This is a genomic window from Streptomyces sp. NPDC002838 (assembly GCF_040295365.1).
Taxonomy (GTDB): domain Bacteria; phylum Actinomycetota; class Actinomycetes; order Streptomycetales; family Streptomycetaceae; genus Streptomyces.
On record NZ_JBEOVF010000008.1, the window covers coordinates 71,963 to 91,341 of the forward strand.

The 19,379-nt window shown below is 68.3% G+C and carries 17 protein-coding genes and 1 tRNA gene; 11 read left to right on the top strand and 7 right to left on the bottom strand.

Going from position 1 to position 19,379, the window contains the following annotated elements:
- Positions 1 to 33: 33 nt before the first annotated feature.
- Together ABT063_RS13245 and ABT063_RS13250 are read left to right on the top strand one after the other, a co-directional pair.
- Positions 34 to 789, top strand: a complete 756-nt coding sequence (locus ABT063_RS13245) for an SDR family oxidoreductase (RefSeq protein WP_351057370.1) — start codon at positions 34 to 36, stop codon at positions 787 to 789.
- A 1-nt stretch (position 790) separates the two neighbouring features.
- Positions 791 to 1,696 (top strand): SDR family oxidoreductase, encoded by a 906-nt coding sequence (locus ABT063_RS13250; RefSeq protein ID WP_351057371.1) that lies wholly within the window; start codon positions 791 to 793, stop codon positions 1,694 to 1,696.
- Between the two features lie 117 nt (positions 1,697 to 1,813).
- Here the strand turns inward: ABT063_RS13250 and ABT063_RS13255 are convergent, their stop codons facing one another.
- Positions 1,814 to 2,695, bottom strand: a complete 882-nt coding sequence (locus ABT063_RS13255) for a hypothetical protein (RefSeq protein ID WP_351057372.1) — start codon at positions 2,693 to 2,695, stop codon at positions 1,814 to 1,816.
- Between the two features lie 107 nt (positions 2,696 to 2,802).
- Between ABT063_RS13255 and ABT063_RS13260 the strand changes: the two genes are divergently transcribed.
- The 6 genes from ABT063_RS13260 (at position 2,803) to ABT063_RS13285 (ending at position 9,905) form a co-directional block, all read left to right on the top strand.
- On the top strand, positions 2,803 to 3,249 hold the full coding sequence (locus ABT063_RS13260) for a GNAT family N-acetyltransferase (protein ID WP_351057373.1): 447 nt from the start codon (positions 2,803 to 2,805) through the stop codon (positions 3,247 to 3,249).
- A gap of 113 nt (positions 3,250 to 3,362) precedes the next feature.
- A complete protein-coding gene (locus tag ABT063_RS13265; RefSeq protein ID WP_351057374.1) occupies positions 3,363 to 3,713 on the top strand; it encodes a chorismate mutase in 351 nt (116 codons plus the stop codon).
- A gap of 141 nt (positions 3,714 to 3,854) precedes the next feature.
- A complete protein-coding gene (locus ABT063_RS13270) occupies positions 3,855 to 4,406 on the top strand; it encodes a response regulator (RefSeq protein ID WP_351057375.1) in 552 nt (183 codons plus the stop codon).
- A gap of 47 nt (positions 4,407 to 4,453) precedes the next feature.
- Positions 4,454 to 6,955 (top strand): aminopeptidase N, encoded by a 2,502-nt coding sequence (gene pepN, locus ABT063_RS13275; RefSeq protein ID WP_351057376.1) that lies wholly within the window; start codon positions 4,454 to 4,456, stop codon positions 6,953 to 6,955.
- Positions 6,956 to 7,152: 197 nt separating this feature from the next.
- Complete coding sequence (locus tag ABT063_RS13280; protein WP_351057377.1) at positions 7,153 to 8,511, top strand: pyridoxal phosphate-dependent decarboxylase family protein; 1,359 nt, start codon at positions 7,153 to 7,155, stop codon at positions 8,509 to 8,511.
- Positions 8,508 to 9,905: a lysine N(6)-hydroxylase/L-ornithine N(5)-oxygenase family protein gene (locus tag ABT063_RS13285; RefSeq protein ID WP_351057378.1), complete on the top strand. Its 1,398-nt coding sequence runs from the start codon at positions 8,508 to 8,510 to the stop codon at positions 9,903 to 9,905. Before ABT063_RS13280 ends, ABT063_RS13285 begins: the two co-directional genes overlap by 4 nt.
- Positions 9,906 to 9,948: 43 nt before the next feature.
- On the opposite strand, the gene ABT063_RS13290 is transcribed toward ABT063_RS13285, so the two are convergent.
- Positions 9,949 to 11,754 (bottom strand): bifunctional metallophosphatase/5'-nucleotidase, encoded by a 1,806-nt coding sequence (locus tag ABT063_RS13290; protein ID WP_351057380.1) that lies wholly within the window; start codon positions 11,752 to 11,754, stop codon positions 9,949 to 9,951.
- A gap of 138 nt (positions 11,755 to 11,892) precedes the next feature.
- Between ABT063_RS13290 and ABT063_RS13295 the strand changes: the two genes are divergently transcribed.
- Positions 11,893 to 12,618 carry an SIMPL domain-containing protein gene (locus ABT063_RS13295; RefSeq protein ID WP_351057381.1) on the top strand — a complete coding sequence of 242 codons (726 nt, stop codon included), beginning with the start codon at positions 11,893 to 11,895 and terminating at the stop codon, positions 12,616 to 12,618.
- Between the two features lie 157 nt (positions 12,619 to 12,775).
- Entirely contained in the window at positions 12,776 to 14,212 is a 1,437-nt protein-coding gene (gene pyk / locus ABT063_RS13300) for a pyruvate kinase (protein ID WP_351057383.1), read from the top strand.
- A gap of 41 nt (positions 14,213 to 14,253) precedes the next feature.
- Here the strand turns inward: pyk and ABT063_RS13305 are convergent, their stop codons facing one another.
- Together ABT063_RS13305 and ABT063_RS13310 are read right to left on the bottom strand one after the other, a co-directional pair.
- Positions 14,254 to 14,997: a helix-turn-helix domain-containing protein gene (locus ABT063_RS13305; RefSeq protein WP_351057384.1), complete on the bottom strand. Its 744-nt coding sequence runs from the start codon at positions 14,995 to 14,997 to the stop codon at positions 14,254 to 14,256.
- A gap of 105 nt (positions 14,998 to 15,102) precedes the next feature.
- Positions 15,103 to 15,175 (bottom strand) — tRNA-Leu (locus tag ABT063_RS13310).
- A 103-nt stretch (positions 15,176 to 15,278) separates the two neighbouring features.
- Here ABT063_RS13310 and ABT063_RS13315 point away from each other — a divergent pair.
- Positions 15,279 to 15,935 (top strand): ANTAR domain-containing response regulator, encoded by a 657-nt coding sequence (locus ABT063_RS13315; RefSeq protein WP_351057385.1) that lies wholly within the window; start codon positions 15,279 to 15,281, stop codon positions 15,933 to 15,935.
- 80 nt (positions 15,936 to 16,015) lie between these two features.
- Here the strand turns inward: ABT063_RS13315 and ABT063_RS13320 are convergent, their stop codons facing one another.
- The 3 genes from ABT063_RS13320 to ABT063_RS13330 are packed head-to-tail and all read right to left on the bottom strand — an operon-like array spanning position 16,016 to position 19,376.
- On the bottom strand, positions 16,016 to 16,732 hold the full coding sequence (locus tag ABT063_RS13320; RefSeq protein ID WP_351057386.1) for an ABC transporter ATP-binding protein: 717 nt from the start codon (positions 16,730 to 16,732) through the stop codon (positions 16,016 to 16,018).
- Positions 16,729 to 17,580: an ABC transporter ATP-binding protein gene (locus ABT063_RS13325; RefSeq protein ID WP_351057387.1), complete on the bottom strand. Its 852-nt coding sequence runs from the start codon at positions 17,578 to 17,580 to the stop codon at positions 16,729 to 16,731. The genes ABT063_RS13320 and ABT063_RS13325 overlap by 4 nt, the downstream gene beginning before the upstream one ends.
- Positions 17,581 to 17,585: 5 nt before the next feature.
- Positions 17,586 to 19,376: a branched-chain amino acid ABC transporter permease gene (locus tag ABT063_RS13330; RefSeq protein WP_351057388.1), complete on the bottom strand. Its 1,791-nt coding sequence runs from the start codon at positions 19,374 to 19,376 to the stop codon at positions 17,586 to 17,588.
- Positions 19,377 to 19,379 lie beyond the last annotated feature (3 nt).

Genomic DNA, 19,379 nt, shown 5'->3' on the forward strand with positions numbered 1-19,379 from the left:
ACCAAACGTTTGTTAGGTGGAAGGTAGCAGCGAATGGAGCTGGACGGGAAGGTCGCCGTCGTCACCGGCGGCACCCGCGGGGTCGGAGCCGGGATCGCGCGCTCCTTCGCGCGCGCGGGCGCCCAGGTCGTGATCTGCGCGCGCCGGCCACCGGAAGTGCCGGTGGAGAAGACCGATTTCATGCCGTTGGACGTACGGGACGCAGGAGCCGTCCGCCGCTTCTTCGACGCCCTGCCCCGAGTGGACGTCCTCGTCAACAACGCGGGCGGCGCCCCCTACCGGCTGCTGGCCGACGCCGACGCCGAGCGGCACGCCAGGGTCGTCGAACTGAACCTCCTCGCACCGCTGACGGTCTCGCTCACCGCGTACGAGCACCTCAAGCGGACCCGGGGCGCCGTCGTGATGATCGGCAGTGTGAGCGGCAGCCGCCCGTCGCCCGGGACGGCCGCGTACGGGGCGGCCAAGGCGGGCCTGGAGAACCTCGCCCGCTCGATGGCCGTGGAATGGGCACCGGAGGTCCGCGTCAACACCCTCGTCGTCGGCATGGTCCGCACCGAGCTGTCCCACCTCCACTACGGCGACGAGGACGGCATCGCCGCCGTCTCCCGCACCGTCCCCCTCGGCCGCCTCGCCGAACCCGCCGACGTCGGCGCGGCCGCGGTCTTCCTCGCCTCCGACGCCGCGGCCTACATCAGCGGGGCGAGCCTGCTCGTGCACGGCGGCGGGGAACGGCCGGCGTTCCTGGACGCGGCAACCGGCAACGCGGCAACCGCCGACAAGGAGGAGTGAGATGAGTGGAATCTGCGACGGCAGGGTGGTCGTCGTCACCGGCGCGGGCCGAGGACTCGGCCGCGCCCACGCCCTCGCGTTCGCCGCCGAGGGCGCCCGGCTCGTCGTCAACGACCTCGGTGTCGGCCTCGACGGCACACCGGACCCGGACAGCCCCGCCGGGCAGGTGGTGGACACCATCCGCGCGGCCGGCGGCGAAGCGGTCGCGCACGGCGGCGACATCGCGACGAGCGAAGGCGCCACCTCCCTGATCCGGACCGCCCTGGAGACGTACGGCCGCCTCGACACCCTCGTCAACAACGCCGGCTTCCTGCGCGACCGGATGCTCGTCAACCTCGACGAGGACGACTGGGACGCCGTACTGCGCGTCCACCTCAAGGGACACTTCCTGCCCCTGAAACACGCCGCCGCGCACTGGCGCGCCGAGGCCAGGGCGGGACGCACACCCGAGGCACGGATCGTCAACACCAGCAGCGGAGCGGGGCTGCTGGGCTCGGTGGGGCAGGGCAACTACAGCGCGGCCAAGGCCGGGATCGTCGGGCTGACGCTGGTGGCGGCGGCCGAGCTGGCCCGATACGGCGTCCAGGTCAACGCGATCGCGCCCGCGGCCCGCACCCGGATGACGGAACGTACATTCGCCGACACCATGGCCGCACCCACCACCGGCTTCGACGCCATGGCCCCGGAGAACGTCTCCCCACTCGTCGTCTGGCTCGGCTCCCCGGCGAGCGCCGGCGTCACCGGCCGGGTCTTCGAGGCGGAGGGAGGCAGGATCACGGTCATGGAGGGCTGGCGCCCCGGGCCGACGGTCGACAAGGGGGCGCGGTGGGGGCCGGGGGAGGCGGGGGATGCGGCGCGGAAGTTACTGGAAGAGGCGGAGGCGCCAAGAGGGGTGTACGGGGCGTGAGGCGGTACTTCTTGGCCAACCGAGTCGGGCGGCGGGTGGGCATAGGCCGGGAGTCTGGGGGCGGAGCACCCAGGGACGCCCGCACCAAGGCCGGGTGCCTCACCAACGCCGGCCAGCCTACGTATCGCACTCCAACACCGTCCGGCACAACGCACACCGCGCCCGCACCCGCCCCCGCACCGGCACCCTGATCCGCTGATGACAGGTCGGGCAGGGAAACGACACGCGGAGACGGCCGCCACCGTCGGGGCTGAAGGTGTACGGGACACCGGGCTGAGGTTCGGGCGCATGCCGCCGGTCCCGGGCATAGCGCCGCCGCCCCGCCCACCCGGCCGCGGTCAGAGGAGGCTGCTGCTCGTCCTGCCGGGCCCGGGCCATGCCCTTGACGTACGCCGTGTAGGCCTGCGGGCTGGTGAACCACACCGAGGGATCCTCACCGAAGACCAGGGCACGCTTGGCGAGGACGTACCCGAACTCCTCCGGCGTGAGATAGCCCAGCTTCTGGGACGACGCCGCATCCTCCCGGTACGCGTCCAGCAGCAGCCAGCCCGCCCCCAGGTACGTCGTCGCCGTGTCGGTGAGGATCTCGTTGTCCCGGGTGCCCGGGAACGACAGGTCGAGGCGGTGCAGATAGACGTGCATCACCTCGTGGGCGAGGGCCGCGCCGATGTCCCGCCGATGCGTGCGGAAGCGGTCGTTCAGCTCGACGAAGTACTCGGGCCCGGCGGCGAGTTCGACGTTCGCCGCATGACTCATGTCACGGAAGCTGACGACCATCCGGGCATCCGGCAGCCGGTAGTGCCGCACCAGCTCACGGGCCACCCGCTGCGTCCCGAGATACAGATCATCCGTGTCGCAGAACGCCACGTCGGCGGGGGCCACACTGATCGCGAACGTCTGGATGGTGTCGTACGACAACCTTTTGTACAACGCCGTGATCGCGGCCCGCACCGTCTCCAGGTGTGGGTAGCCGTGCTCGACCGGTCCGTCGTTCGCCACGCCCGTACCCCCAAGACGCCGTGAACCCGTCTCCACTCTACGGGGATGCGGCCGGATCATCCCTGCTCGATCCGGCGTGGACCGCGGCCGCTGACATACTCCGGACCGTGACCGACGAACAGCACCCCGAGAACGCCGCCTCGGTGCGGGTGAGCGGCCCGGACGAGACCCTCGAACAGCGACTCGACGACGAACTCACCGCCTTCAACGCCCGCGCGACCGGCGCCGGCACACCTGAGGACTTCACCGTCCGCGTCGAGGACACCGACGGCGAACTGCTCGGCGGGCTCACGGCGTGGATCTGGGGCGGCTGCTGCGCCGTCGACATGCTGTGGGTGCGCGAGGACCAGCGGCACGCGGGCTGGGGGAGCCGGCTGATGCGGGCCGCCGAGGCGGAGGCCGTACGGCGCGGCTGCACCGACATGATCGTCTCCACGTACACCTTCCAGGCCCCGGAGTTCTACCGCAGGCTCGGCTTCCGCGAGACGGGCCGCACCGGAGGAATCCCCGGCGGACACGAGGACGTGCAGTTCCACAAGGCCCTTGGCGCCTAGCCACGCCCCCGGAGCGCGAGCCGAGCCCCGCCGGCGCACAACCAGAGCCCCGACCCCGACGACCCACCCGTGATCGAACGGCACGCAGAACAGGCCACGTAGGGTAGGCACCCATGACCACCAGCAACACCGGTAGCGGTGACGTCGACCCGGCCGTCCGCGAGGAACTCGACCGGCTGCGCGCGAGCATCGACAACATCGACGCGGCCGTCGTCCACATGCTCGCCGAACGCTTCAAATGCACCCAGCAGGTCGGACACCTCAAGGCCCGGCACCAACTGCCGCCCGCCGACCCGGCCCGCGAGGCCCGGCAGATCACCCGCCTGCGCGCCCTCGCCGAGAACGCCAAACTGGACCCGGCCTTCGCTGAGAAGTTCCTGAATTTCATCGTCGGCGAAGTGATCAGGCACCACGAGCGCATCGCCGACGACACGGTGAACGCCTCCACGCACCTGGCGAATTGACCTCGTCCGACGGCTCCCCGCACGTGACACCAAGGCCCACAAGCGGCATGCTGCGCTGTGCACTCCTTGTCAGCTGACGAGCACTCCACGTCAGCTTTTCGGGCATAAGCTGGATCGCCCACGAGGGAGGGACGTCGGGCCATGCCGTCGGATGCCAGGATCCTCATCGTCGACGACCACAAGGACACCCTGTACGCCCTGGAGAGCGCGCTGGCCCCGCTGGGCTACCTGCTGGGCCGCGCCACCAGCGGCGACGAGGCCCTCAAGCAGGTCCTGCGCGGCAAGGTCGGCCTCCTCCTGCTCGACGTGCGCATGCCCGGCGTCAGCGGCCTCGACGTGGTGCGCTACATGCGCCGCCTGGAACAGACCCAGCACATCCCGATCATCCTGCTCACCGGCTTCGGCCCCGACCACGAACTGACCGCCACCGCCTTCGGCCTCGGCGTCGCCGACCTCGTCATGAAACCCATCGACCCCTGGTCCCTGCGCACCAAAGTCCGCTACCTCTTCGACGCCCACCAACGCCAACGCGCCCTCGAACAGGAAGTGCGCGAATTACGCGCCCTGGTCAAGGACCACACCGAACCGGCTAAACCCGCCCCCCGCCCCGCCCTGCCCCACCCGGACGCCCGGGTTCCGCCCCAGCGAGCCCAAGGGGCGCACACCGGAGAGCTGGAGCAGGACCGGACATAGGGCACGTACCGATCCGCCTCTGTGCCACGTCAGCGCCATCAGGCAGCATGTCCTGCATGTCCGTACTGACGCGCGACGAAGCGCAGACCCGTGCCAAGCTCCTCGACGTCCACCGCTACACGATCGACCTCGATCTGACCTGTGGAGACGACAGCTTCGACTCCCGCACCGTCATCAGGTTCACCGTCCGCGCGGACCAGGACGCCACGGACACCTTCGTCGAGGTCAAGCCCGCCGAACTGCGCTCCGTCACCCTCGACGGACAGCCCCTCGACCCGGAAACCCTGGACGGGAACAGGCTGCCCCTGAAGAACCTCACCCCGGGCGAGCACGAACTGCGCGTGGACGCCGGAATGCGCTACTCCCGCACCGGCGAGGGCATGCACCGCTTCACCGACCCCACCGACGACGAAACCTACGTCTACACCCAGCTGTTCATGGAAGACGTCCAGCGCGTCTTCGCCGCCTTCGACCAGCCCGACCTCAAGGCCGTCTTCGAACTCTCGGTCAAAGCCCCCGAAGGCTGGACCGTCCTCGCCAACAGCATCACCGGCCGGCAGGACGACGGCACCTGGCGCGCCGCCCCCACCCCCCTGATCTCCACCTACCTCGTCGCCGTCGCCGCCGGACCCTGGCACTCCGTGCGCACCGAACACCACGGCCTGCCCTTCGGCATCCACTGCCGCCGCTCCCTCGCGCCCCACCTCGACGCCGACGCCGACGAAATCCTCGACATCACGCGCGCCTGCTACGACCGCTACCACGAGAAGTTCGAAGAGCCCTACCCCTTCGACTCCTACGACCAAGCGTTCGTCCCCGAGTTCAACGCCGGCGCCATGGAGAACCCCGGCCTGGTCACCTTCCGCGACGAGTTCGTCTACCGCTCCGCCGTCACCGACACCGAACGACAGACCCGCGCCATGGTCATCGCCCACGAGATGGCCCACATGTGGTTCGGCGACCTCGTCACCCTCAAGTGGTGGGACGACATCTGGCTCAACGAGTCCTTCGCCGAGTACATGGGCTACCAGACCCTCACCGAAGCCACCCGCTTCACCGACACCTGGGTCGACTTCGGCGTCGCCCGCAAAGCCTGGGGCTACGACGCCGACCAACGCCCCTCCACCCACCCCGTCGCCCCCGAAGCCGTCGACGACACCGCCTCCGCCCTCCTCAACTTCGACGGCATCTCCTACGCCAAGGGCGCCTCCGCCCTCCGCCAACTCGTCGCCTGGCTCGGCGAGAAGGACTTCCTGGCCGGCATCAACACCCACTTCGCCCGCCACAAGTTCGCCAACGCCACCCTCGCCGACTTCATCGACTCCCTCGCCGCCCACACCGACCGCGACGTCCACGCCTGGGCCGACGCCTGGCTGCGCACCACCGGCGTCGACACCCTCACCCCCCGCATCACCCCCGACGGCGGCACCTGCACCCTCACCGTCGACCACACCGGCAGCCGCCCCCACCACATCGCCGTCGGCCTCTACGACCGGGACGTCGCGGACGAAGGCCGCCACCTCATCCTGCGCGAACGCATCGACCTCGACCTCCCGCAGACCACCACCCACCCCATCGGCAAACGCCCCGCACTGCTCCTGCTCAACGACGGCGACCTCGCCTACGCCAAGATCCGCTTCGACCCCGAGTCCTTCACCACCCTCACCGCCGCCCTCTCCGGCCTGCCCGAACCCCTCACCCGCGCGGTCGCATGGAACGCCCTCAGGGACGCCGTCCGCGACGGCGAACTCCCGCCCACCGCCTACCTGGAGGCCGCCCGCACCCACCTCCCGCACGAGAGGGACCTCGCCGTCGTCCAAGGCGTCCTCGCCTTCGCCTCCGCCCAGATCGCCGACCGCTACCTCACCCCCGAGACCCGCCCCGCCGCCCTGGCCACGCTCGCCTCCCTGTGCCGCGACCTCATCCGCCGCACCGAGGACGGCGACAACCCCGGCCTGCGCCTGATCGCCGTACGCCACTTCATCGACGTCGCCGCCCACCCCGACACCATCGCCGCCTGGCTCACCGACGGCACCGTCCCCGGCGGCCCCGAACTCGACCCCGAACTGCGCTGGCGCGTCCTCGGCCGACTCGCCGTCCTCGGCGCCACCGACGAAGCCGCCATCGCCGCCGAACTCGACCGCGACCCCAGCGCCACCGGCCAGGAAGGCGCCGCCCGCTGCCGGGCCGCCCTGCCCGAACCGGACGCCAAAGCGAAGGCCTGGCAGGCCATGTTCGCCACCGACGACCTCTCCAACTACCTGTTCACCGCCACCGCCCAAGGCTTCTGGCAGCCCGAACAGGCCGACCTCGTACGGCAGTACGTGCCCCGCTACTACGAGGACGCCGTCGCCGTCGCCGCCCGCCGCGGCCCCGCCATCGCCGAGGCCGCCGGCCGCTGGGCCTTCCCGGGATACGCCATCGACACGGAGACACTCCGCCAGGGCGAGCAGTGCCTCCGGGAAGCCGACCCGATCCCGGCCCTGCGCCGCAAACTCGCCGACCAACTCGACGACCTGGCACGCGCCTTGCGGGTACAGCAGGCGTAGACAGACGTAGACGGCGTAGACAGGGGTAGACAGGCAAGTCGGGGCACGACCGAGACCTGAGGGCCGGCCGTGCCCCGACTGCTTTCCCCGCACCGAATTACCCACTTTCGGGTTCTCATCCCCAGGCTTTTCGGACGCGACCACACAGCCGCATACAAGCTGAAGCTCCCCGCCCGCATCGGTCCCCGGAGGAGCCCATGAGCACGCCGCCCCTGGCCTCAGGCCCCGAAGGCCCCCACGCCCTACGGCCGTTGCTCGACACCGTCCTCGACGCCCTGCGCGACGGCACCCGAACCCGCGGCGGACCACTGCCCGCCGGCGGCCCCGACACGATCGCCGCACACATGCGGGACGCCGTCGGCGACGTACTCCCGGACAACGGCGACCCCGACGCCCTGCGCACCCTCGTCCACGCACTCACCGCAGGCTCCACCGACCCCGCGGACCCCCTGTGCGCCGCCCACCTGCACTGCCCACCCCTCGCCGTCGCCACCGCCGCCGACCTCGCCGCCTCCGCCCTCAACCCCTCCCTCGACTCCTGGGACCAAGCCCCGGCCGCCTCCGCACTCGAGACACTGGTGACACGCGCACTCGCCCGCGAAGTCGGCGCACCCGACGCCGTCGTCACCACCGGCGGCACCGAATCCAACCACCTCGCCCTCCTCCTCGCCCGCGAAACCCACGGCCCCTCACTCCGCCTCGTCTGCGGCACCAACGCCCACCACTCACTACCCCGCGCCGCCTGGCTGCTCGGACTGCCCGACCCCGTCCTCGTCCCCGCCCCCGCCGGCACCCTCGACCCCGCCGCCCTCGACGAAGCCCTCACCACCCTGCCCCGCCCCCTCCTCGTCGCCGCCACCGCCGGCACCACCGACGCCGGACTCATCGACCCCCTCCCCGACATCGCCACCCTGTGCACAGCCCACGGCACCCGCCTCCACATCGACGCCGCCTACGGCGCAGGCCTCCTCTTCAGCAACCGCCACCGCGCACAGCTCACCGGCCTCGATACCGCCGACACCGTCACCCTCGACCTGCACAAACTCGGCTGGCAGCCCGCCGCCGCAGGACTCCTCACCATCAAGAACCCCCACGACCTCACCGCACTCCACCACCACACCGACTACCTCAACGCCGACGACGACACCCAAGCCGGCCTGCCCGACCTGCTCGGCCGCTCCCTGCGCACCACCCGCCGCCCCGACATCCTCAAAATCGCCGTCACCCTCAAAACCCTCGGCCGCACCGGCCTCGGCGCCCTCGTCGACCAAGTCTGCGACCACGCACAAACCCTCGCCGCCCTCGTCCACGACCACCCCGGCTTCGAACTCCACGACCGGCCCACCCTCAGCACGGTCCTGTTCCGGCCCACCGACGCCACCGACGACACCGTCGCCGCCGTACGCCGAAAACTCCTCACCGACGGCCGCGCCGTCCTCGGCCGAGCCCGCCTCGACGGCCGGCTCTGGCTCAAAGCCACCCTCCTCAACCCCCACACCCGCCCCGACGACCTGGCCGCACTCCTGAAACTGGTGGAAGGAAACACCCCCCGATGAGCCCCACCCCCCACCCGACCCACCACGAACCCGACGCACCCCGCGACCTGGTCGGCATCGGCATCGGCCCCTGCAACCTCTCCCTCGCCGCCCTCGCCCACCCCCTCGCCGAACTCGACACCGTCTTCTACGAACAACACCCCACCTTCACCTGGCACCCCGGCCAGCTCATCGAAGGCACCACCATCCAAGTCCCCTTCCTCGCCGACCTGGTCACCCTCGCCGACCCCGCCAGCCCCTGGACCTTCCTCAACTACCTCAAAACCCGCGACCGCCTCTTCCCCTTCTACTTCGCCGAGCGCTTCCACATCCACCGCGCCGAATACGACGCCTACTGCCGCTGGGTCGCCGAAAACCTCCCCGGACTCCACTTCCGCCACCAGGTCGACGCCGTCCGCTGGAACCCCGAACACGACCTCTTCGAAGTCGACTTCACCCAACTCGACAAGGACGGAGAAACCGAAACCCTCGGACGCACCTACACAAGGAACGTCGTCCTCGGCGTCGGCACCGAGCCCCACATCCCCGACCCCCTCAAACCCCTCGTCGAAGCCCCCGCCGTCCCCGTCATCCACGCCGCCGACTACCTCGACCACCGCGACACCCTCCTCGCCGCCGGCCACATCACCGTCATCGGCTCAGGACAGTCCGGCGCCGAGATCTTCCTCGACCTGCTCCGCAACCGCCCCACCGGCCAAGAGAAACTCCACTGGCTCGGCCGCACCGAGGCCTTCGCCCCCATGGAGTACTCCAAACTCGGCCTGGAACACTTCACCCCCGACTACACCCGCTACTTCCACGCCCTCACCGAAAACGTCCGCGACCACCTCGTCACCTCCCAATGGCAGCTCCACAAAGGCATCGACACAGCCACCATCGCCGCCATCCACGACGAGCTCTACCGCCGCACCCTCCACGGCGGCTGGCCCGACACCGTCCTCACCCCCGGCGTCCGCGTCCGCACCGCAGGCCGCATCGCCACCACCAAAGTCGAACTCCACCTCGAACACATCCAGCAGAACACCCGCTCCCGCCTCACCACCGACGCCGTCGTCCTCGCCACCGGCTACCGCGAACGCCCCCTCGACCGCATCCTCGCCGGACTCGACCCCTACCTGCGCCGCGACAGCCGCGCACGCCCCCGCGTCGACGACCAGTACCGCCTCGCCCTCGACCCCGCCGTGACCGGAACGGCCTACGTCCAGAACGCCGAGCGCCACACCCACGGCATCGGCACCCCCGACCTCGGCCTCGCCGCCTGGCGCAGCGCCACCATCCTCAACTCCCTGACACAGAAGGAGCCCTACCCCCTGCCCACACGAACGGCCTTCACCACCTTCGGCCTCGAACAGCCCACGACGCCGGCGCTCCATCGAACGCCGGCGTCGTGGTGACGGTGGTGACAAAACCCCGCGGGAACCTCCGAAAGGCCCGCCCCTAGAACACCGGCGTACCGCCCCGCGTCAGCTTCCAGTCCACCGACGCGAACTCGGCCGGATCGATCGCACCCTTCGCCTTCACCCAGGCGATCATCGTGTTACGGATCTCGTCCGAGTTCGACCACAACAACTGAGCCGCGGCCACATGCGGGAAGTTACCGCCGCCATTGGCCCGATAGTTGTTCACCGCGAACACGAACTTCGCGTCATCCGCCAGCGGCGCCCCCTCGAACCGCACATTCGTCACCCGCGACCCGGCCGCCTTCGCGATGTCGATCTCATACGTCAGACCACTCACCACGTCGTAGTTGTAATCCGGCGTACCGTTCGCGTTCGTCAGCTTCGCCGGATCCACCTCGGCGCCCACGGGCGTCTGCACGAAGTAATTCGCCGAATACTCCAGATACGCCTTCATCTGCGCACCCGTCATCAGACGCGCCTCAAGCGTGTTCTCGAACACGTACAGACCCGCCACATCCCGGATGGTGACCTCACCCGCCGGAATGACCGCACTGCGCGAGAACGCCGCGGCCTGCGACAACACCGGCAGCGCCGCGTACTCCGTGGACGCCAGCGCCTGCCTCACCGTGTCCGCCTGAATGTGGTTGATCAGGTCGATGATCGGCACATCCTTGTACGGAGCCTCGACCGAGGTCATCTCCGCGGCATTCGTACCGATGACCTGGTTGACGTACGCCACGACCTTCTCGTGCTCGTCACCCAGCAACTTCACGATCTCCGGATCCTCCTCCACCGCATTGGAGTTGAGGACCTGCGCACCCACCTTCTCGACCGTCCAACGACCCTTGCCCCACACCAGCTCGAAGTCGAACAACGTCAAGCGCTGCCCCCACTTCAACGGCTCGGACAGCACGACCTGCTTACCGGTCTCCTTGTTGGTGACGAAGTACTCGGGGATCTCGGTGTGCGCGTGGCCGACGAGGATCGCGTCGATGCCCGGCACCTGCTCCGCGACCAGCCCGGCCGCGTTCTCGATGTACGGCAACTGATCACCGTACGACGACGTACCCGACGAACCACTGTGCGCCGAAACGATCACCACATCCGCGCCCATCGACCGCAGCTTCGGCACCCACTTCGCCGCCTGCTCCTCCAGACCCGGGAACGTCATCTTCCCCTGCACATTCGCCTTGTCCCAGATCGCGATACCCGGATTGGTGAGACCGAGAACCGCCACCTTCACGTCCCGGCCGAACGGAGTGCGCAGACAATGCATGCTGTACGGCGGGAAAGCAGGCCGCAGCGTCTTCGCGTCCAGCGCGTTGGCACCGAGCAACGGGAAACGGCACTGCTCCTGGAACTTGCGCAGCACCGGAATGCCGTAGTTGAACTCGTGATTGCCCAGCGCGGCGGCGTCATAGTCGATGGCGTTCATCGCCTGCGCCATCGGATGCACCGGACCACCCTGAGCGGTGATCGGGTCCACCTTCGCGTAGTAGTACGACAGCTGCGTGCCCTGAATCGTGTCGCCCGCGTCGATCAGCAACGTGTTGCGGCGGCCCTTCTCGGCCCGCACCTGGTTCACCAGAGTCGAGATCTTCGCCAGGCCCACATCGTTGTGCGCCTTGTCGTCGAACTCGTTGTCCGTGAAGTAGTCCCAGTTGAAGACGTTGCCATGCAGATCGGTCGTCCCCATCACGGTGAACGCGTACCGCTTCGCCGGCTTCGACCCCTTCCTCGCCTCCGCGGCCTGCGCCGCCGGAGCCGCCGCGGCACCGGCCAGCGCCGCCCCCGCCCCTGTCACGGCGGACTTCTTCAGGAACTTCCGGCGGTTCAACGGCATGTCTCGTTCTCCTTGGGGCATGGTCAACAACGCGCGTAGATTCTGACCCGTGCATGCCGGAACGCAATAGACCCCACATGTTTCGATCTGGTGACCGGCAAGGGCCGTAAGCAGGTAAGAAGTGACAGAGTGGGGCGTATGACCACCCCACCGGCCACGCCCGCCTCCGAACCCGCCGTCCCCTACGGCACCCCCGACGCCCCCCGCATCGCCGTCCGCGGCGAAGCACGCCTCGAAGTCGACCCCGAAATCGCCCGCCTCGGCATCACCGTCACCGCCCGCGGCAAAGACCGCCGCGCCGCCCTCGACGACCTCACTCGCCGCAACACCCTCGCACTCGACCTCATCAAGACATACGGCGAGGCAGTGGAGAAACTGGAGACGGGCTCCTTCTCCATCACCCCACAACTCAAGGAACACGGCCGCGGCGAACGCATCCACGCCTACCACGGCCGCGTCCACATCACCGCCGAACTCACCGACTTCACCGCACTCGGCGAACTCACCACCCGCCTCGCCGACCTCGACCTCACCCAAGTCACCGGCCCCTGGTGGGCCCTACGCCCCAACTCCCCGGCCCACCGCCAAGCACGCCAACAAGCCGTCCGCGAAGCAGTCCAACGCGCCCGCGAATACGCCGAAGCACTCGGCACCTCACTGGCAGCCCTCGTGGAACTCGCCGACATCGGCGCGGAGAACACCCAGCCCCCGCCCTACCCCGCCGCCCCCGGAAGCCGCATGCGCTCCGCCGCCTACGGCGCCGCCGAAGACACCACCGCCGCACCCCTCGACCTCGAACCCCAACGCCAACGCGTCTACGCCCAGGTCAACGCCCGCTTCACCATGGCACCGCCACAGCTGTAGGACCAGGACTCCAAAAGCACCCGGAAAGCCGGCCGGAATGCTCATCGGAGCACCCCGCCGCACAATTCAACACTTGTCAATAGGGCTTCACCCAACAGTTGTTGAGTAGTCATGCCCCACCAATTCTCTACTCGCCGGTAAGCCCTAGGCTCGAAACATGCGCCGAGCAAAGATCGTCTGCACCCTGGGGCCTGCCACCGACTCATACGACCAGATCAAGGCACTGGTCGACGCCGGAATGGACGTAGCCCGATTCAACCTCAGCCACGGCAGCTACGCCGAGCACGAGGTGCGCTACCAGCACGTACGAAAGGCCTCCGACGAAACCGGCCGCAGCGTCGGAATCCTCGCCGACCTTCAAGGCCCGAAGATCCGCCTCGGCCACTTCACCGAAGGCCCCGTACTCCTTGAACGCGGCGACACCTTCACCATCACGGTGGAGGAGGGCGCCGAGGGAGACCGCCAGACCTGCGGTACCACCTACGCGGGGTTGGCCACCGACGTCACCCCCGGCGAACGCATCCTCGTCGACGACGGCAAAGTCTGCCTCGAAGTCACCGCCGTGGACGGCCCCCGCGTCCACACCACGGTGGTCGAAGGAGGCATGGTCTCCGACCACAAAGGGCTGAACCTCCCCGGCGTCGCGGTGTCGGTCCCCGCCCTCTCGGACAAGGACGAGGCGGACCTCCGCTGGGCCCTGCGCATGGGCTTCGACGTCATCGCGCTGTCCTTCGTCCGCAGCGGCAAGGACATCCAGGACGTCCACCGCATCATGGACGAAGAAGGCCGCCGCCTCCCCGTCATCGCCAAGGTCGAAAAGCCCCAGGCGGTCGACGCGATCGACGACATCGTCGCCGCCTTCGACGGCATCATGGTCGCGCGCGGAGACCTGGGCGTGGAAATGCCGCTGGAACAGGTCCCGATCGTCCAGAAGCGCGCGATCAAACTCGCCAAGCGCAACGCCAAGCCGGTCATCGTCGCTACGCAGATGCTCGACTCCATGATCGAAAACTCGCGTCCTACGCGGGCGGAGGCCTCGGACGTGGCGAACGCGGTCATCGACGGCACGGACGCGGTGATGCTGTCCGGCGAGACGAGCGTCGGCAAGTACCCCATCGAGACGGTCACCACGATGGCGAAGATCGTCGAGGCGGCCGAGGAGGACATCCTCGCGAAGGGCCTCCCGCCCCTGACCGAACGCAACAAGCCCCGCACACAGGGCGGCGCGGTCGCCCGAGCGGCGGCGGAAATGGGCGACTTCCTGGGCGCGAAATTCCTGGTCGCCTTCACCCAGTCCGGCGACACGGCCCGCCGCCTGTCCCGGTACCGCTCGCCGATCCCCCTGCTGGCGTTCACCCCTGAACCGGCGACGCGCTCTCAGCTCAATCTGACGTGGGGTGTGGAGACGTTCCTGGGGCCGAGTGTGGAGTCGACAGACGCGATGGTCGACCAGGTGGACGAGTTGTTGTTGAAGTACGGCCGCTGCCAGAAGGGCGACACGGTGGTCATCACCGCCGGCTCCCCGCCTGGCGTCGCCGGTACGACGAATCTGGTCCACGTTCACCATATTGCCGAGGACGACAGTCCTAAGTAGTGGGGGAGGGGCCCCTTTTGGGGAGGGGTCCCTTTTCGGTGTCAGTGTTTGGGGCCTACGTGGGTGTCCATTAGGGCTACGGAGGCTTTGCGGGCGACTGAGATGTTGCGGGGATTCGCCTGTCTCCACTCGACGCCGACGCGGTCAAGTGCCTCGGTGAAGAGGCGGATGATGTCGCTCGACAGGTTCGTGAAGAAGTACCGGGGGTATTCGTAGCGCTTGCTCTCACCGTCGACGAGGCGAGTCGTCCAGTTGGTGATGCGGCAGCCATCGGAGTGGATGAGGCCGCGGATGAACTCCCAGGGGTGAGTGTCGACGATTTCTTGTTGCCAGGGCACGAGGGTGATGGTGCGCTCGTGTTTCTTGCCGGGGCCGTGCTGGGGGAAGATGCGGGGCCAGTGCTGGGAGTAGCTGGTCACCATTGCGCACCCCTGCTTCTGAAGGGTGTAGACACCAACGCCTGGGAGCACTTTCACGATGGCCTCGCGGCACTGTTGGAGGAGGCCGGGCCATGCGTCGGCGCACGCGATGCGGAGGTAGTAGCCGCTGCGTGGATGGGCGCTGATGCAGCCGTCGCCGAGATAGAGGCCCAATAGATACGCGTACGCGCGTTCATCTGCGGGCGGTCCAGGGTCCGGAGGCGCGATGCGAGGCAACGGTTCAAGACGGTCCTGCCAGGAGCGAATCGCGGCTCGTGAGATACCCGTCTCTCGGCTGACCGAATTCAGACTGCGGCCCTGTGCAACCAGCGCGAGCGCTCGCTTGCGTGTGCTGATGTCGTACATGTGGACACCCTGTGAGGGTGATCGCGACGACACGCAGCAAAAAGCGGATGTTCACGAGAACGTGGACATCCGCTTCTAGTCTCGACCTTCGAATCGAAGGAAAAGTGCCCCGGGTGGGATTCGAACCCACGCTGTCGGTGGTTTGAGCACCGTGCCTCTACCGCTGGGCTACCGGGGCTTCCTCTAAAACAAAGGTTGGCGGTCACCCGCCGTGCCCCTACCTTACCGCAGCTAGGTAGGCTCTTGTCAGCAGTACCCCTGCCCCTGAACGAGGAGCCCCCGTGACCGCCCCCGAGTCGCCCCAGCCCGTAGACGCGCCCGACGACGACAAGTCGCACGTGCCTCCGCTGACGACCCGTGTCGTCATCGCCGAGGACGAGGCCCTGATCCGGCTCGATCTCAAAGAGATGCTGGAGGAAGAGGGCTACACCGTCGTAGGCGAGGCCGGTGATGGCGAGCAGGCCGTCGAGCTCGCCCGCGAGCACAAGCCGGACCTGGTGATTCTCGACGTGAAGATGCCCAAGCTGGACGGCATCTCGGCGGCCGAGAAGATCGCGGAAGACCGCATCGCGCCCGTCCTGATGCTTACCGCCTTCTCGCAGCGCGACCTCGTCGAGCGGGCGAGGGACGCGGGTGCGATGGCGTATCTGGTGAAGCCCTTCAGCAAGAGTGACGTCGTTCCGGCGATCGAGATGGCCGTCTCGCGTTTCACTGAGCTGAGGGAACTGGAGAACGAGGTCGCCGACCTCAGCCAGCGTCTGGAGACACGCAAGCTGGTCGACCGGGCGAAGTCGATCCTCCAGACGGAGTACGGGCTCACCGAGCCCGCCGCGTTCCGTTGGATCCAGAAGACGTCCATGGACCGTCGGATGTCCATGCAGCAGGTCGCCGAGGCGGTCATCCAGGACGCCGACGAGAAGAAGGCCAACAAGGGCTGACACGCCGGACCCGAGTACGACGAGGCCCGCGCCCCCGGATCAGGGGGCGCGGGCCTCGTCGTACAAAGCGAAGAGAAGACCTAGTCCTCGCCCAGGTAGGCCTTCCGTACCGACTCGTCGTGGAGCAGGTCCTGCCCCGTGCCGGAGACGACGATGCTGCCGACCTCCATGACGTGTCCTTGGTCGGCCAGGGACAGCGCCGCCTGGGCGTTCTGTTCGACGAGCAGGATGGTGGTGCCCTGGGACTTCAGCTCGGCGATGGTCGACATGATCTTCTGCATCATGATCGGGGAGAGGCCCATGGAGGGCTCGTCGAGCATCAGGAGCTTCGGCTGGGACATCAGGGCGCGGCCCATGGCCAGCATCTGCTGCTCACCGCCGGACAACGTTCCCGCGGCCTGCTTTCTGCGTTCCCCGAGGATGGGGAAGAGGTCGTAGGCGCGCTGGATGTCCTTCTCGATGCCTTCCTTGTCCTTCCTGAGGAAGGCGCCGAGCTGGAGGTTCTCGGCGATGGTGAGGCGGGGGAAGATGTGGCGGCCTTCGGGGGAGTGGGCGAGGCCGAAGGCGACGATCTTGTGGGCGGCGACGCCGTTCAGCGGTTTGCCGTCGAAGAGGATCTTGCCGGAGGTCGGCTTCAGGAGGCCCGAGAGTGTGCGCAGTGTGGTCGTCTTGCCGGCGCCGTTGGTGCCGATGAGGGTGACGACCTGGCCGGCTTCGACGCTGAAGGAGATGCCCTTGACGGCTTCGATCTTGCCGTAGGAGACGCGGAGGTCCTCGACCTCCAGCAGTGCGGTCACTGGCCTTCTCCCTTGGTGCTGGTGGTGCTCTGCGCTGCTTCGGCGGCCTCGACCTCCGCGGCTTCCGCCTCGCCCGGGGCGCCTTCGAACGGTTCGCCCAGGTAGGCGGCGATGACGCGTTCGTCTGCCTGGACGACCTCGGAGGTGCCTTCGACGAGTTTTTCGCCCTGGACGAGGACGGCGACGCGGTCGCACAGGTTGAAGATGAAGCGCATGTCGTGCTCGATGACGAGGACGGCGACGCCCTTGTCGCGGATGGCGAAGACCAACTCCTCGGTGGCCCGCGTCTCCTGGGGGTTCATGCCGGCTGTGGGCTCGTCGAGCAGCAGCAGACCGGGTTCACTCGCCAGTGCCCTCGCGATTTCCAGCTTGCGCTGTTCGCCGTAGGGCAGGTTGCGGGCGAGGTGGTCGCGCTTGTGGGCGAGGCCGATGAACTCGAGGAGTTCCATGGCCCGTTCCTCGCTGTCCTTCTCGGCCTTCTTGAAGCCGGGGCCGCGGAGCAGCGCCGACCACAGGCCTTCCTTTGTCCGGGTGTGGCGGCCGACGAGGACGTTTTCCAGGACGGTCATGTTGGCGAAGAGCCGGATGTTCTGGAAGGTGCGGGCGATGCCGGCCTGGGTGACGAGGTGGGGCTTGGGCGGCAGGACCGTGCCCTTGTACGAGACTGTCCCCTCCGTCGGGATGTACAGGCCCGTGAGGCAGTTGAAGAACGTCGTCTTGCCGGCGCCGTTGGGGCCGATCAGGCCGACGATTTCTCCGGAGTTGACGGTGAAGTCGACGGAGCGTACGGCGGTGAGGCCGCCGAAGCGCATGGTGACGTCGCGTGCTTCGAGTACTGGTGTGGTCATTTTGTTCACGCCCCCGCCTTGGTGACGGTTGCCGGTTCGTCGGTCAGCGTCGTTTGTTGTGGTACGTCGAGTTGGCCGGTCTCGTGGAATTCGAGCTGGCGGCGGCGGTTGGCGATGATGCCCTCGGGGCGGAAGCGCATGAGGAGGATGAGCGCGACGCCGAAGGCGAGCAGCGACTTGTCCTGGAGGAAGACGAGCTTCTCGGGGAGCAGGTAGAGCAGTGCGGCGCCGAGCAGTGGGCCCGCCACCGTGCCCATGCCGCCGAGGACGACCGCGGCAAGGAGGAATGCCGAGTTGGGCGGGGTGGATCCGGCGAACTGGTAGGGGGTGGGGACGACGCTGTAGGTGACGTGGGCGCTGACGGTGCCGGCGAGGCCGGCGAGGGCGGCGCCGAGGGCGAAGGCGACGAGTTTGACGCGGAAGCCGTTGATGCCCATGGCGGTGGCGGCGGTTTCGTCTTCGCGGATGGCGATCCAGGAGCGGCCGATGCGGGAGTCGGCGGCGCGGGTGTAGACGAGGACGACGATGGCCATGACGAGGACCATCAGCAGGTAGTAGTTGGCGAAGCGGCCGAGGGTGAAGCCGGCGATGTCGTGGGATTCGCCGAAGTTGAATCCGAAGAAGCTGAGGTCGGGGATGGAGGGGATTCCGTTGGGGCCGTTTGTGATGTCGGGGCCGGAGTCGCCGTCCATGTTGTTGACGGCGATGCGGAAGATCTCTCCGAAGCCGAGGGTGACGATGGCGAGGTAGTCGCCGCGCAGTCGGAGGGTGGGGGCGCCGATGAGGACGCCGAAGACGAGGCTGGCGGCGGCGCCGGTGAGGGCGGAGGCCCAGAAGGGGAACTGGACGCCGGAGAAGGTGGAGAACTCGGAGCCGGAGACGAGGGCGGCGGTGTAGGCGCCGACGCCGAGGAAGGCGACGTATCCGAGGTCGAGGAGGCCGGCGAGGCCGACGACGATGTTGAGGCCGAGGGCGACGGTTCCGAAGATGAGGATGTTGACGCCGATGTTGGCGTAGTGGTCGTCGGTCTGGGTGAAGGGGAAGGCGATGGCCGCGGCGAAGCCCATGGCGAGCGTGAAGCTGCGGTTGTGGGCGACGAGGCGGGAGCAGCGGTCGATGAGGCCGGCGGTGTGCAGTGCCCAGGCGAAGAAGACGACGACGATGAGGTAGCCGACGAAGAGTTCGCCGTATTCGGTGTCGATGCCGTAGGTGAAGATGGCGAGGCCGGCGATGGTGATGAGGGTGATGACGGCGCGTTCCAGCCAGGGGGTCAGGGGCTGGGGTGCGGGGATGGTGTCGGGTTTGGTGATGTAGGCCTGTATCGATTCCTTGGTGCTGCCTTCGCCGATGCCTTCTTGGGGGAGGGCGAAGGCGCCGAGGACGGGGAGCAGTGAGGCGATGGCTGCGATCCAGGCGCCGGGTTCGAGGTTGACGACGCCGCCGAGGTTGACGCTGATGGCGATGACGGTGAACCAGGTGGTACCGAAGCCGCCGAGGGCGGCGAGAGCGAGGGGTGCGTTGTTGCGGGCGGGCAGGAGCCAGCCGAGGCCGCGGACGCCGTAGAGGGCGAGGGCGAAGAGGGTGGTGAGGAGGCCGGCGGTGAAGGTGAGCCATTGCAGGCCGCCGGGGTAGCCGTTGATGGTGAGGTCGCCGGGGAATTCGTCGGTCCAGGTCCAGGCGAGGTAGGCGGAGGCGGCGGTGGCGATGCCGCCGGCGAGGAGGAGGGCGCGGGCGGCGGTTTCCGGGAGGGGGATGAGGCCGCGCACTGTGGGCTGGGTCTTGGTGGTCGCGGTCATCGT

Coding starts and splice junctions, on each gene's coding strand:
- ABT063_RS13245 (WP_351057370.1), top strand. CDS start 34: ATGGAGCTGGACGGGAAGGTCGCCGTCGTCACCGGCGGCACCCGCGGG.
- ABT063_RS13250 (WP_351057371.1), top strand. CDS start 791: ATGAGTGGAATCTGCGACGGCAGGGTGGTCGTCGTCACCGGCGCGGGC.
- ABT063_RS13265 (WP_351057374.1), top strand. CDS start 3,363: ATGACCACCAGCAACACCGGTAGCGGTGACGTCGACCCGGCCGTCCGC.
- ABT063_RS13270 (WP_351057375.1), top strand. CDS start 3,855: ATGCCGTCGGATGCCAGGATCCTCATCGTCGACGACCACAAGGACACC.
- pepN (WP_351057376.1), top strand. CDS start 4,454: ATGTCCTGCATGTCCGTACTGACGCGCGACGAAGCGCAGACCCGTGCC.
- ABT063_RS13280 (WP_351057377.1), top strand. CDS start 7,153: ATGAGCACGCCGCCCCTGGCCTCAGGCCCCGAAGGCCCCCACGCCCTA.
- ABT063_RS13285 (WP_351057378.1), top strand. CDS start 8,508: ATGAGCCCCACCCCCCACCCGACCCACCACGAACCCGACGCACCCCGC.
- ABT063_RS13290 (WP_351057380.1), bottom strand. CDS start 11,754: ATGCCGTTGAACCGCCGGAAGTTCCTGAAGAAGTCCGCCGTGACAGGG.
- ABT063_RS13295 (WP_351057381.1), top strand. CDS start 11,893: ATGACCACCCCACCGGCCACGCCCGCCTCCGAACCCGCCGTCCCCTAC.
- pyk (WP_351057383.1), top strand. CDS start 12,776: ATGCGCCGAGCAAAGATCGTCTGCACCCTGGGGCCTGCCACCGACTCA.
- ABT063_RS13305 (WP_351057384.1), bottom strand. CDS start 14,997: ATGTACGACATCAGCACACGCAAGCGAGCGCTCGCGCTGGTTGCACAG.
- ABT063_RS13325 (WP_351057387.1), bottom strand. CDS start 17,580: ATGACCACACCAGTACTCGAAGCACGCGACGTCACCATGCGCTTCGGC.
- ABT063_RS13330 (WP_351057388.1), bottom strand. CDS start 19,376: ATGACCGCGACCACCAAGACCCAGCCCACAGTGCGCGGCCTCATCCCC.